We start from the raw sequence: 14,168 nt of genomic DNA on the forward strand, positions 1-14,168 counted from the left end.
AAGATTATGGCCAAGAAAGAGGAAACAGTCAGTATGATTGATACGCTCGCGGAATTTAAAGAATTAAAGAACATCGACAAGGACACTATGATCAGTGTACTTGAAGAGTCATTCCGTAATGTAATAGCCAAAATGTTTGGGACGGATGAAAACTATGACGTTATCATCAATCCTGAAAAAGGAGACTTTGAAATTTGGAGAAACCGCGTGGTGGTAGCTGATGACCAGCTGGAGGATTCGAATTTGCAATTGACACTGACGCAAGCCCGTGAGATAGATCCGGACTGCGAAGTAGGAGAAGAGGTGACGGATGAAGTGCATTTTGCTAAATTCGGAAGACGGGCTATCTTAAATCTGAGACAAACTTTAGCGTCTAAGATACTTGAACTTCAGAAAGACAGTTTGTTTGCAAAATATAAAGATCGTATCGGGACGATTATTGCTGCTGATGTGTATCAGGTATGGAAAAAGGAAATTCTGTTGCTTGATGATGAAGGGAATGAATTGCTTCTTCCGAAGTCAGAGCAAATACCGACAGACTTCTATCGTAAAGGAGAAACCGTACGGGCAATTGTGCAACGTGTGGAAAATATTAATAATAATCCGAAGATTATTTTATCCCGTACGGATAAAGTATTTCTGCAACGTTTGTTCGAATTAGAAGTGCCCGAAATCAATGACGGATTAATTACAATCAAGGCGATTGCCCGTATTCCGGGAGAAAGAGCAAAAGTCGCTGTAGAATCCTATGATGACCGTATTGATCCTGTGGGCGCTTGTGTTGGTATGAAAGGTTCTCGTATTCATGGTATTGTTCGCGAATTGAGAAATGAAAATATTGACGTGATTAATTATACGTCTAATATTTCTCTTTTTATTCAGCGTTCTTTGAGTCCGGCTAAGATTACTTCAATTCGTGTCAACGAAGAAGAACATAAAGCAGAAGTGTCTTTACGTCCGGAGGAAGTTTCGCTGGCAATCGGAAAGGGTGGTTTGAATATAAAGCTTGCCTGCATGCTGACCGAATATACAATTGATGTATTCCGTGATATTGATAGTGTAGATGAAGAAGATATTTATTTAGATGAATTCTCGGATGAAATCGATTCATGGGTACTGGATATATTGAAAAATACTGGATGTAACACGGCTAAGAATGTGTTGACTATGGACCGCGCCGAACTAATTGAGCGTACTGATCTGGAAGAATCTACTATTGATGAAGTGTTAGCTGTTTTAGCTGCGGAATTTGAAGACGAGGAAAACGCATAAAGTATTACGATAAATTTTGATATGCCTATAAAATTAATAAAAGTAACAAGAGATTTAAACGTAGGGATCACCACGGTTGTGGAGTTTCTGAATAAGAAAGGTCATCAGGTTGAGAGTAATCCTAACACGAAGATCAGTGATGAACAATATACTTTACTCGTAAACGAGTTTGGGAAACCTTCGCATGTCGGAGGACGGGAACGCCCTGCATTTGAACGCCCTGTTAAAAAAGTGCATATCACAAAAAAAGAGACTCCGGAAGTTATTAAAACAGAAATTCCAGAGGAGTTTAAACCTAAGCTTGTAACAAAAGGAAAGATAGATCTGGATGAATTGAATAAGAGTCCGGAAGTGGTGGAGACACCTGTTTCGTCAGCACCGACCTCTGCTCCTGAACCCGAAACGCCTGTGCAGGAATTGCCTGTGCAGAAGCCTGTAGTTCATGAAAAAAAGGAAGAGGTGGTACCTGCTGTTGAGAAACAATCGTCTGCAGAAAAACTAAATGATGAAAATAAAATAACTGTGGAAACAGAGATTGTTAAAAAAGCACACCCTGAAGTTGTCTCTAAACCGATATTAAAGAGACAGCCGGAGAACGATTCTACAGACAAAGAAGAGGCTACTACTAACTCTGATGCTTCTGATTCTTTGTTCCGGTTAAATACTCCGAAATTTGAGTCCAACATCAAAGTTACAGGAAAAATAGATCTGGATACGCTTAATCAATCTACCCGTCCGAAGAAAAAAACGAAAGAGGAACGGAAAAAAGAACGAGAAGATAAGCGTGAAAGATATAGTCATAATAAACCCCAAGGTGGAGTATCTCATCCTCAAGGTGGTGGAAAAGACAATTCTTCTAATCCGGTTAAGGCAAGTCCAATTAAAGCCGGCGAAGGAGATCCCAAGAAAAAACGTAAACGTATCAAGAAAGATCGTGTTGATGTAAATAATACGTTGGGTACAAATGCTCCGCAAGGAGGAGGACATCATCATAACAGTGGCGGAAATAAAGACTTCCGTAAGCCTCGTCTGAAAAAGCCGGTTAAGGCAGAAGTAAGTGAGGAGGATGTACAAAAACAAGTAAAAGAAACACTGGCTCGTCTGACCAACAGAGGTAATAAGACGAACAAAGGTGCTAAATACAGACGTGACAAGCGTGATGCTGCCGTAAAGCGTGAGCATGAACTGCAGGAACAAGAGGAAAAGGAAAGCAAAGTATTGAAGTTGACGGAGTTTGTTACAGCAAACGACTTGGCTAATATGATGGATGTTCCGGTTACTCAAGTTATCGGTACTTGTATGAGTATCGGTATGATGGTTTCTATAAACCAACGTTTGGATGCTGAAACGATCAATATCGTTGCTGATGAATTTGGCTATAAAACAGAGTATGTAAGTGCAGAAGTGGTTGAAGCCATTAATGCGGACGAGGAGGAGGATACGGAAGAAGATTTGGTTGCCCGTCCACCTATTGTTACGGTTATGGGACACGTTGACCACGGTAAAACGTCACTATTAGACGGTATCCGTAATGCTAATGTGATTGCCGGTGAGGCCGGAGGTATTACGCAGCATATCGGAGCGTATAATGTGAAGTTGCCGAGAAGCGGACGTCGTATCACATTCTTGGACACTCCGGGTCATGAAGCGTTTACCGCTATGCGTGCTCGTGGAGCTAAGGTGACAGATATCGCAATCATCATCGTGGCTGCGGACGATAATGTCATGCCTCAAACAGTAGAAGCCATTAATCATGCTGCTGCAGCCGGCGTTCCGATTGTATTTGCTATTAATAAGATAGATAAACCGCATGCAAATCCCGAAAAGATTAAGGAAGAGCTTGCGAATATGAACTACCTGGTCGAAGACTGGGGTGGTAAATATCAGAGTCAGGAAATATCAGCCAAGAAAGGTACCGGTGTAGAAGAATTGCTTGAAAAGGTATTGCTTGAAGCTGATTTGCTTGATTTAAAGGCTAATCCGAAACGTAGAGCTACAGGGTCTATTATCGAGTCTTCTCTTGATAAAGGACGTGGTTATGTTTCGACGGTTCTTGTTGAGAATGGTACGCTTAAAATGGGTGATATTGTTCTTGCCGGTACGCATTATGGCCGCGTAAAGGCTATGTTTAATGAACGTAATCAACGTTCCGAACAGGCAGGTCCATCTGAACCTGCATTGATTTTGGGATTGAACGGTGCTCCTCAGGCAGGTGATACATTTAATGTATTAGAAACAGAACAGGAAGCACGCGATATCGCTAATCGTAGAGAACAGTTGCAACGTGAACTTAGTCTTCGTACGCAGAAAATGCTTACGTTGGATGATATCGGTCGCCGTATAGCTATCGGAAACTTCCAGGAATTGAATGTGATTGTGAAGGGAGACGTGGACGGTTCTGTAGAGGCCTTGTCTGACTCTCTTATCCGTCTATCCACACCGGAAATCCAGGTGAATGTAATTCATAAAGCGGTTGGACAGATTTCAGAATCGGATGTAGTACTTGCTGCTGCTTCTAATGCCATTATAATCGGATTCCAGGTACGCCCGTCTCAATCGGCAAGACGCCAGGCAGACAAAGAAGGAGTGGAGATTCGTTTATATTCAATTATCTACGATACGATCGAAGATGTGAAGAGCGCTATGGAGGGTATGCTTGCGCCTGAAGTTAAAGAAGAAATTACAGCGAATGTGGAAGTACGTGAAGTCTTCAAGATTACTAAGGTCGGTTCTGTAGCCGGTTGTATGGTGAAAGAAGGAAAGATCAAACGTTCTAACAAGATACGCCTGATACGTGACGGTATTGTTATCTATTCTGGTGAATTAGGATCTTTGAAGCGCTTTAAAGACGATGTGAAAGAGGTTGCTTTCGGATATGAATGCGGACTTAATATCACGAACTATAATGATATTAAGGTGGGCGATATAATCGAAGCATACGAAGAGGTTGAAGTTAAAAAAACATTATAAAACAAAAACATGAACTGGTTGGACATTGTATTTGTATGTCTGGCAGGAGTGGGATTAATGAAAGGCCTGTTTGATGGAATGATCAAACAGGTTGTTTCGCTTATAGCCTTGATTGTTGCTATCTTTTTCTGTTCGAAAGTGGCAACTTGGCTTGAAGTATATATTACTCAATTGGGATGGTTCCCGGAAGATTCGGTTTCAATAATCAGTTGTGTAGCAGGATTTATTTTAATCTTAGGACTTATTATTCTGGCGGGTGAGATCGTACACAGAGTGATCGGAGCCACACCACTTAGTATAGTAAATCATTTAGGAGGAGGAGCATTCGGACTGTTAGTTATGCTCCTTTTTTTGAGTTTATGTCTGAACACACTTGAATTTATTGACAAGAAGAATAAACTTCTTTCGCCTGAAGTTAAGATAGAATCCCGTTTTTATTTCCCAATAAAGGAAATCGTGCCAACCATTTACCCGTACAAGTTGTTTAATAATGAGTAAATGATTGTTTTTTAAATAAAGTATAATGCAGGAATCAAATGATATATTAAATGAGGTAACAACCAATGAATATAAGTACGGATTTGTTACTGATATTGATACGGAGACGATTCATAAAGGTTTAGATGAAGAAACGGTTCGTATTATTTCCGCAAAAAAGAATGAGCCTGAATGGTTGCTGGATTTTAGATTGAAAGCATTTCGTCACTGGCTTACTTTAGAGATGCCTACCTGGCCACATCTCACTATCCCTCCAATAGATTATCAGGACATCATTTATTATGCAGCTCCGAAGAAGAAAGAAGGACCGAAAAGTCTGGATGAGGTAGATCCGGAATTGCTTAATACGTTTAATAAGCTGGGTATTCCGTTGGAAGAACAAAAGATATTGAGTGGCATGGCTGTAGATGCGGTCATGGATAGTGTTTCCGTGAAAACGACCTTTAAAGAAACTCTGGCGGAGAAAGGTATAATCTTTTGTTCGTTTAGTGAGGCAGTATTGCATCACCCTGATTTAGTGCAGCAATATTTAGGAAGTGTGGTAAGTTATCGTGATAACTTTTTCGCAGCGTTAAACTCTGCCGTCTTCTCGGATGGGTCTTTTGTCTATATACCCAAAGGGGTTAGATGTCCTATGGAACTAAGTACATATTTCCGGATAAATGCGGCAAACACAGGTCAGTTTGAAAGGACACTTATCGTAGCTGATGATGACTCATATGTAAGCTATCTGGAAGGTTGCACTGCACCGATGCGTGATGAGAATCAACTGCATGCTGCAATCGTAGAAATTGTGGCGCAGAAAAATGCCGAAGTTAAATATTCGACTGTGCAAAACTGGTATCCCGGTGATAAAGAAGGTAAGGGGGGGATCTATAATTTTGTGACCAAAAGAGGTCTTTGCAAAGGCGAAAACAGTAAGATATCCTGGACGCAGGTAGAAACCGGCTCTGCCATTACCTGGAAATATCCAAGCTGTATTTTAGCTGGAGATAACTCGGTTGGAGAATTTTACTCCGTTGCGGTAACGAATAATTACCAGCAGGCAGATACCGGAACAAAGATGATTCATCTAGGTAAGAATACCAGAAGTCGTATTGTATCGAAAGGAATATCTGCGGGATTCAGCCATAATAGCTATCGCGGATTGGTGAAGATCTCGTCTCGTGCTGAAGGAGCTCGTAACCATAGTCAATGCGACAGTTTATTGTTGAGCTCTACCTGTGGTGCACATACTTACCCTTATGCAGACGTGCAAAACGAAACAGCAGTAATCGAACATGAAGCAACAACAAGTAAAATCAGTGAAGAGCAGTTGTTTTATTGTCAGCAACGCGGTATCTCGGTTGAAGAAGCTGTTGGACTGATCGTAAATGGATATGCAAAAGAAGTTATGAATAAATTACCGATGGAATTTGCGGTTGAGGCGCAAAAGCTGCTTAGTATATCATTAGAAGGCAGTGTCGGATAATCAGTAAAGCTATATAAAACTATGTTAGAGATAAAGAACTTACACGCCAATGTGGACGGTAAAGAGATATTAAAGGGAATAAATCTGACAGTAAATGCAGGCGAAATTCACGCGATTATGGGGCCGAACGGTTCCGGTAAGAGTACACTGAGTAGTGTCTTGGTTGGTAACCCTGCTTTTGAAGTAACAGAAGGAAAAGTGATATATAATGGTAAGGATCTTCTTGAACTTGAACCGGAAGATCGTAGCCGTGAAGGAATTTTCCTTAGTTTCCAGTATCCGGTTGAAATACCTGGAGTGAGTATGGTTAACTTTATGCGTGCAGCATTAAACGAACACCGTAAATACAATGGATTGGAACCTGTTTCGGCAACGGATTTTCTTAAATTGATGCGTGAAAAACGCGCAATTGTAGAGTTGGATAATAAATTGGCCGGCCGTAGCGTAAATGAAGGGTTCTCAGGCGGTGAGAAGAAGAGAAATGAAATATTCCAGATGGCGATGCTCGAACCAAAGTTGTCTATTCTGGATGAAACGGATAGTGGTTTGGATATCGACGCCTTGCGTATTGTGGCACGTGGTGTGAACCAGATGAGAACGGCAGAAAATGCTGCGATCGTGATTACACACTACCAACGGTTATTAGAATATATTAAACCGGATTTTGTACATGTCCTTTATAATGGACGTATCGTAAAGAGTGCCGGGCCGGAATTAGCATTGGAACTGGAAGAAAAAGGATACGATTGGGTTAAAGAGATTGAAACAGAAGCGTGATATGGGAGCAGAAAAACAATATATTGATTTATTCGCCCAACATGAGAAACTAATTCGTAAACATTCTCCTGAGGTGATGAATAATCTTCGGACTCAGGCCTTCGAAGACTTTAAACAGATGGGCTTTCCATCCGTGAAAGACGAAAACTACAAATATACGGATGTACAGAAGGCATTTACTCCTGACTATGGGGTAAACTTGAATCGTTTGGATATTTCCTTTAAACCAGAGGATGTATTTCATTGTGATGTGCCGAATCTTGGAACATCGCTTTATTTTGTGGTCAACGACGCCTATGTGGAAAAGACGCATAAAGATAAAAATCTGCCGGAAGGCGTATATATAGGTGGGTTTAAGAAGTTTTCTGAAAACTATCCCGAAGTGGCTGCCCGTTACTACGGAAAAGCAGCATCTTCTTCACATGATGGTCTGATTGCTCTGAATACGATGTTAGCGCAGGACGGATTTGTTATCTATGTGCCTAAGGGAGTAGTCGTAGAGAAACCAATGCAATTAATCAATATTTTGCGTAGTAATGTAGAAATGATGGCTAACCGTCGTATTCTGATTATTATAGAACCCCATTCTCAGGCTCGCTTGTTGGTGTGTGATCATTGTCTTGATTATAAAAAATTTCTTACTACGCAGGTTGTTGAGATTTTTGCGGAAGAGGGGGCGGTTTTCGATTATTATGAGCTTGAAGAGACGAACGATCTTACTACCCGATTTTCTTCCCTGCATGTTCAACAAGCTGCAAATTCTAATGTCCTTATTAATGATATTACATTGATAAACGGCATTAGCAGAAATAATTACTATGTAGAACTAAATGGTGAGCATGCAGAAACGACCTTGTCTGGCATGGGGATAATGGACAAAGAAAAACATATCGATGTCTATAGTCACATAACGCATGCTGTTCCCAATTGCCATAGTACGGAACTGTTTAAAAACGTTCTGAATGACAAATCTACGGGAGCTTTCTGTGCTCGAATCTTAGTAAAAAAAGATGCGCAGAAAACCCGTGCCTATCAAAGTAACCGTAACTTATGTACTTCTCGTGAAGCTCGTATGTACAGTAAGCCCCAATTAGAAATTTATGCGGATGATGTAAAATGCTCGCATGGGATGACAACCGGACAATTAGATGAAAATGCGCTTTTCTATTTAAGAAGTCGTGGTATTCCCGAAGCTGAAGCCCGTATGATGCTGAGTGTCGCTTTTACTGCCGATGTGCTTGATCATGTACGTCTTGAACCATTGCAGGAGCGACTGAAGGGTCTGATAGAAAAACGTTTCCGTGGAGAATTGGCGACATGTTCTGCCTGTAGAAATTGCAGATAAGAAGTTAAATAAATAATTTGCTAAAGCGGAGAATGGTCAATTCATTCTCCGCTTTTTTTCTAATCTTTTATGTTTCTGAAGGATGTCGCCTGCTCATTAAGATAAATAAAGATGTTAAGAAAGTGTTGTTTTGATTAATAACCCTATCTTTGCGACAAGATATAATTCAGTGTATGGCAGATAAAAATAATATTTGCAGAATAGATATCAAACAAATCTTAAGGCAAAAGTCACCTTCCCTTGCAGGGAAAATACCGGGATTTATTGTCGACTATTTGGTGAAAACAGTCCATCAAGATGAACTAAACCATATTCTGACTATCTATCAGGATAAGCAAGGTGTGGACTTCATGCAAGAATTGATTGGGTATTTTGACCTGACATTAAAACTTGTAAATGAAGAAAATGTGCCTGATGAAGGACGGTTCATTTTTGCCTCTAATCACCCATTGGGAGGATTGGATGGGATATGTCTATCTGCTGTTATAGGGAATAAGTTTGAAGGCAAGATAAAATATCTTGTGAACGATCTTCTTCTTTATCTTTCTAACCTGAAAACGATCTTTGTTCCGGTTAATAAACATGGGGCGCAAGGGAAAGATGCTGCCCGACTTATCGAAGAAGCCTATGCTTCGGATAATCAGATTGTCACTTTTCCCGCAGGGCTTTGTTCCCGTAAGATAAAAGGAGAGATTGTTGATCTGGAGTGGAAAAAATCTTTTATTCAGAAAGCGGTAGAATATAAACGTGATATTATTCCTATTCGTTTTGAAGGAAAGAATTCTTCTTTCTTTTATCGTTTAGCTAATGTCAGGAAAGCTTTAGGAATAAAGATGAACTATGAAATGATCTATTTGCCGGATGAAATGTTTAAATCAAAACACAAAACGTTTAAAATATATTTTGGAAGGCCTATTCCCTGGCAGACGTTTGACAAGAGTAAAAAGCCTGCCGAGTGGGCTGAATGGGTGAAAGAAATCGTATATAAACTTTAGTAAATAGCACTATGCAGATGCAGGAGATAATAAGTCCGGTTGATAAGAAATTGCTTAAAGCTGAATTAACAAAGGATAAACTCTTACGAAGAACCAATAAATCCAACAATGAGATTTATATTGTTACGGCTCATGATTCGCCTAACGTTATGCGCGAGATTGCGAGATTGCGCGAGATTGCATTTCGTTGGTATGGAGGCGGGACAGGTCTTGAGATGGATATTGACGAATACGACACGATGGATAATGCTTATCGGCAGCTTGTGGTGTGGAGTCCGGAAGACGATATGATATTAGGTGGTTACCGCTTTTTATGCGGTTCTGATGTGAAATTTGATGCAGCCGGAAAGCCGATGTTAGCAACTTCTCATCTGTTCAATTTTTCAGAGAGATTTGTAAAAGACTACCTTCCTTATATTGTGGAGCTCGGGCGTTCATTTGTTACTCTTGAATATCAATCGACGCGTGCTGGTTCCAAAGGTTTATTTGTTTTAGACAACCTGTGGGATGGACTGGGTGCTTTGTCTGTGGTTGATCCTACGCTGAAATATTATTTCGGGAAAGTTACGATGTATAATACATACAATACGGAAGCCCGTAATATGCTTTTGTATTTCCTGGGTTTGCATTTCCCGGACAAAGATAATCTGATTACTCCGATCTATCCACTTCAGACCGACATGGACATGGAGAAGATGAAAACTCTTTTCCCGCATAAAGATTTTAAAGAGAACTATAAAATACTGAACACAGAGGTGCGTAAATTAGGTATCAATGTACCTCCTTTGGTGAACGCTTATATGAGTCTTTCTCCTCGTATGCGTGTGTTCGGAACCGCAATTAATCATGAGTTCGGAGAAGTAGAAGAAACCGGCATTCTTATTGCGATCAATGAAATTCTGGAAGATAAGAAGAAGCGTCACATCGAAACTTATCTGAAAGAGGAACTGCAATCAACCGGGTTGATTAAGAATGCAGAATAATTAAAAAATGCCGGAAGAAGTCTTACTCAAATATATCTTCCGGTATTACTATTGCTTCATAAAATGCAATAGCTATTCCTATTGCTACGATAGCAAGAATTCCCAAGAGAATGTAAAACAATAGCTGACTATAGATGCATTTGAAGATGTTTTTCTTCCATGTGCCTCCTGTTAATTGCTTCATATCATAGCTTAACAATAACAGATAAGTAAACATGAGCGTGTTGTCACTTATAGAATAAGATGAAAATACAAGATTGTATAACACGGCAAGTAGTTCAACGATAATAATCTGAGAAAAGAAGTAAGCCGCAATGAAACACGTTTCTACCCATGTGAAGCGATAACGCACCTCTTTGTATAACATACGAAACACAAAGACTTGTAAAGGAATGCAACAGACCCACATGATGCCTCTGTTGTTCTGAAAAAAGCGAATTAATTTGGTGGCAAAAGTATTCAACGCCGGAGATAGTAAATCCTTAATATCATCGTTAAACGTGAAATCACTATTTTCTCCACTCCAGAAATAAATAATCATGTAGGCAGTAGCCATAATGAAAAGCAATTGGAAGGGGGCAAAAAACGTAACCCGCCTGCCATGAATATACTCGATTGACATACGTGCCGGCCGTACGAAAAGATCAATCAGCGTACGAATCATACCCCTGTCAACCGTACCGAAACTCAACATTACACTTTGAGCCAATGACTTGTAAGTGAGAGAAGAGGTGTCGCTTTCCTGTCCGCAGTATGGACAATACGGCGTGTTGACTTCTGAATTGCAATTTTTACATTTCATCTTTTTTTTGTTTTTCCCATTCTGTTGCCACTGTCTCAAGCTCAGAATACCAGGCTTCTCCAAATTTCCGGATTAAAGGTCCTTTTAAAAACTTATATATCGGAACTCCTTCTTTGTTTCCCAGTAGTTCTGCCGGTTTACAGATTTTCCATTTATTGTAATTAAGCGCACGGAAAGTGTTATACTTGGCAACGCGTATCGGATACAAATGACATGATACCGGTTTGTGAAAATCAATTTTCCCTTCACGATAAGCCTTCTCTATCGCACATTTGCAGATGCCTTTTTCATCATAATAAGTAAATACACAATCACGTCCGTTCACTAATGAAGTTACAATTTCCCCATCTTCATCCACATAGCCTACACCTTGCTTATTGATAACAGCCTGAGCTTCGGGAGACAAATACTCCCATACTTGAGGTAATATTTTTTTAATAATTTGGTATTCACTACCTTCAAGTGGTGCGCCAGAATCACCTTCCACGCAACATGCCCCTTTGCATTGTACCAGATCACAGATGAACTTTTTTTCAATGATGTCTAAACTGATCAGCGTGTCTTCTATTTGAATCATGGATAAATATATAAATTGTAGAGACAAGATATACCTTGTCTCTACAATGATGATATTGTCATTTATTTAATTAACGAACGTCCCGTCATTTCTGATGGCTGGGATAATCCCATGATTGCCAATAATGATGGCGCTACGTCTGCCAGAATACCGTTTTCTACTTTCGCATCTTTGCGTTCTGTTACGTAAACGAAGGGAACCGGATTCAGCGAGTGCGCGGTGTTCGGGCTACCATCTGCATTTACTGCATTATCCGCATTTCCATGGTCTGCAATGATAATCACTTCATACCCTTTGGCTTTTGCTGCTTCTACGGTATCGCGAAGACAAGCATCTACAGCAACTACCGCTTTCTCAATAGCCTCATATATACCGGTATGGCCTACCATGTCTCCGTTTGCATAGTTGCAGATGATGCAGTCGTATTTCTCTGTATTGATTGCTTCTACCAATTTATCTTTTACCTCGTATGCACTCATCTCCGGTTTCAGATCGTAAGTTGCTACTTTTGGAGAAGGAACAAGAATACGGTCTTCTCCTTCAAACGGCTCTTCACGTCCACCGTTAAAGAAGAAGGTCACGTGCGCATATTTTTCAGTTTCAGCAATGTGAAGCTGCGTTTTCTTTTGCTCTGCGATGTATTCACCTAACGTGTTGCTTACGTTATCTTTATCGAACAGGATATGTACTCCTTTGAAATTGGCATCGTAAGGAGTCATACAGAAATAATGCAAACCTGGGATTGTTTTCATCCCTGCTTCAGGCATATCTTGTTGAGTAAGTACCACTGTCAATTCTTTTGCGCGGTCGTTGCGGTAGTTGAAGAAAATAACCACGTCCCCTTCTTCGATCACAGCCACCGGCTTGCCGTTCTCCGTATGAACGATCGGATTAATAAATTCATCCGTAACCCCTTCCGCATAAGATTCTTCTACAGCCTTTACCATAGATTCGGCGGGTTTCCCGGTGCCATGTACTAAAAGATCATAAGCCACTTTTACGCGCTCCCAGCGTTTGTCTCTGTCCATCGCATAATAGCGACCTACTATGGAGGCAATCTTACCACCTGTTGATTCCAGATGTTTCTCCAGTTCTTCAATAAACCCTTTTCCACTCTTCGGGTCGGTATCTCGTCCGTCCATAAAGCAATGTACGTATGATTTTGTGATACCGTATTCCTTCGCAATATCTGTCAGCTTCATCAGATGTTCCAGAGAACTGTGAACACCACCATCAGAAACCAAACCAAGGAAATGTATATTCTTATTGTTTTCTTTTGCATAACTATAAGCACGTACGATTTCAGGATTCTGAAGAATCGAATTGTCGCGACAAGCGATATTGATCTTTACTAAGTCCTGATAAACCACGCGTCCTGCTCCAATGTTGAGATGTCCAACTTCAGAGTTACCCATTTGCCCGTCAGGAAGCCCTACGTTCTCACCCGACGCCTGCAACTGGGAGTTTGGATAATTCTCTAATAAACTGTCCCAATAAGGAGTAGGGGTTGAAAAGATAACATCATTTTTACTTTGATTACCAATTCCCCAACCATCGCAAATGATTAAGAGTGCCTTTTTGCCCATAATTTCAGATATTCAATTTTAGTTACTATTTCGTATAATCACCGCAAAGATAGCCATTTCCGATTTATTACGGGAGGAAATAAAAGAATAGTACTGTTGTGAAAATACATACTTTCTAATTGTTTATTTAAATACAGACACCGACTGTATCGCTTCTTCTTGACAATGTATTATTTTTGTTTTCTGAATGGAATGGGAAATTGAAGATAAAGAATTAGGAACGATAACCTTTCGTAGAAGTCCGAGAGCCAGTCGATATACACTTAAAATATCCGAGGGAGGGATTGTTGCTGTTCTACCCTGGGACGGGGATGAGAAGAAAATGTTATCTTTTATCGAAGATAAGCGAAAACAATTGCTCAAAGCTCTTGACAAACGACCGGCAAAGACTGTGCTTGATGAATCGACCGATTTGCAGACAAATACATTTAAACTTCATATTTTTTGTGCCGAGAGGACGAATTATTATATGACGCTTGAAGATGGTATATTGCATATCGCTTGTCCTGTAAATACGGATTTTGCAAAAGAGCAGGTTCAGGAAATACTACAGGATTTGCTTGGCAGAGCTTTACGGCATGAAGCCAACCGTGTGTTGCCATTTCGTTTGAGGGAATTAGCTCGCAAATATCATTTTTCTTATACCGATGTGAAAATTACAAAAAGTAAAACCAATTGGGGGAGTTGTAACGCCCGGAAGGGGATAAATCTGTCTCGCTCATTGATGTTCTTACCGGATCATTTGATTGATTATGTCCTTTTGCATGAACTTTGTCATACCATGGAGATGAGTCACAATGAACATTTCTGGCGTTTGATGGATAGCGTGACGGATAATAAGGCGAAGTTACTCCGTGCGCAGTTAAAGAATTACCATACGATATAGCATATG

At 40.3% G+C, this 14,168-nt stretch carries 12 protein-coding genes; 9 read left to right on the forward strand and 3 right to left on the reverse strand.

The genetic code is table 11. The features are described from left to right. Positions 1-6 precede the first annotated feature (6 nt). From nusA to PHT93_RS04470, 8 genes are all read left to right on the forward strand, one after another. Complete coding sequence (gene nusA, locus PHT93_RS04435; RefSeq protein WP_300239974.1) at positions 7-1,272, forward strand: transcription termination factor NusA; 1,266 nt, start codon at positions 7-9, stop codon at positions 1,270-1,272. Between the two features lie 21 nt (positions 1,273-1,293). Continuing rightward, positions 1,294-4,242 carry a translation initiation factor IF-2 gene (gene infB / locus PHT93_RS04440; RefSeq protein ID WP_300239977.1) on the forward strand — a complete coding sequence of 983 codons (2,949 nt, stop codon included), beginning with the start codon at positions 1,294-1,296 and terminating at the stop codon, positions 4,240-4,242. 9 nt (positions 4,243-4,251) lie between these two features. Then, positions 4,252-4,740, forward strand: coding sequence for a CvpA family protein (locus tag PHT93_RS04445; protein WP_300239980.1), 489 nt, complete (start codon positions 4,252-4,254; stop codon positions 4,738-4,740). A gap of 25 nt (positions 4,741-4,765) precedes the next feature. Beyond that, positions 4,766-6,211: a Fe-S cluster assembly protein SufB gene (gene sufB, locus PHT93_RS04450; protein WP_300239981.1), complete on the forward strand. Its 1,446-nt coding sequence runs from the start codon at positions 4,766-4,768 to the stop codon at positions 6,209-6,211. Between the two features lie 21 nt (positions 6,212-6,232). Then, a complete protein-coding gene (sufC, locus tag PHT93_RS04455; protein ID WP_300239983.1) occupies positions 6,233-6,988 on the forward strand; it encodes a Fe-S cluster assembly ATPase SufC in 756 nt (251 codons plus the stop codon). A 1-nt stretch (position 6,989) separates the two neighbouring features. Further along, positions 6,990-8,333: a Fe-S cluster assembly protein SufD gene (gene sufD, locus PHT93_RS04460; RefSeq protein ID WP_300240074.1), complete on the forward strand. Its 1,344-nt coding sequence runs from the start codon at positions 6,990-6,992 to the stop codon at positions 8,331-8,333. 173 nt (positions 8,334-8,506) lie between these two features. Then, the gene (locus PHT93_RS04465) at positions 8,507-9,328 is read left to right on the forward strand and encodes a 1-acyl-sn-glycerol-3-phosphate acyltransferase (protein WP_300239986.1); all 822 of its coding nucleotides are present in this window, start codon (positions 8,507-8,509) and stop codon (positions 9,326-9,328) included. Between the two features lie 17 nt (positions 9,329-9,345). Next, on the forward strand, positions 9,346-10,311 hold the full coding sequence (locus tag PHT93_RS04470) for a GNAT family N-acetyltransferase (protein ID WP_300239990.1): 966 nt from the start codon (positions 9,346-9,348) through the stop codon (positions 10,309-10,311). A 22-nt stretch (positions 10,312-10,333) separates the two neighbouring features. On the opposite strand, the gene PHT93_RS04475 is transcribed toward PHT93_RS04470, so the two are convergent. The 3 genes from PHT93_RS04475 to gpmI all read right to left on the reverse strand — a co-directional run bounded on the left by PHT93_RS04475 (position 10,334) and on the right by gpmI (position 13,276). Next, positions 10,334-11,113, reverse strand: coding sequence for a DUF3667 domain-containing protein (locus PHT93_RS04475; RefSeq protein ID WP_300239993.1), 780 nt, complete (start codon positions 11,111-11,113; stop codon positions 10,334-10,336). Beyond that, positions 11,103-11,690 (reverse strand): DUF3109 family protein, encoded by a 588-nt coding sequence (locus PHT93_RS04480; RefSeq protein ID WP_300239995.1) that lies wholly within the window; start codon positions 11,688-11,690, stop codon positions 11,103-11,105. Before PHT93_RS04480 ends, PHT93_RS04475 begins: the two co-directional genes overlap by 11 nt. A gap of 62 nt (positions 11,691-11,752) precedes the next feature. Continuing rightward, positions 11,753-13,276: a 2,3-bisphosphoglycerate-independent phosphoglycerate mutase gene (gene gpmI / locus PHT93_RS04485; protein WP_300239998.1), complete on the reverse strand. Its 1,524-nt coding sequence runs from the start codon at positions 13,274-13,276 to the stop codon at positions 11,753-11,755. A 187-nt stretch (positions 13,277-13,463) separates the two neighbouring features. Between gpmI and PHT93_RS04490 the strand changes: the two genes are divergently transcribed. After that, complete coding sequence (locus tag PHT93_RS04490; RefSeq protein WP_300240000.1) at positions 13,464-14,162, forward strand: SprT-like domain-containing protein; 699 nt, start codon at positions 13,464-13,466, stop codon at positions 14,160-14,162. Positions 14,163-14,168 lie beyond the last annotated feature (6 nt).

It is taken from the genome of Massilibacteroides sp. (assembly GCF_028705895.1).
Classification (GTDB): domain Bacteria; phylum Bacteroidota; class Bacteroidia; order Bacteroidales; family Tannerellaceae; genus Massilibacteroides.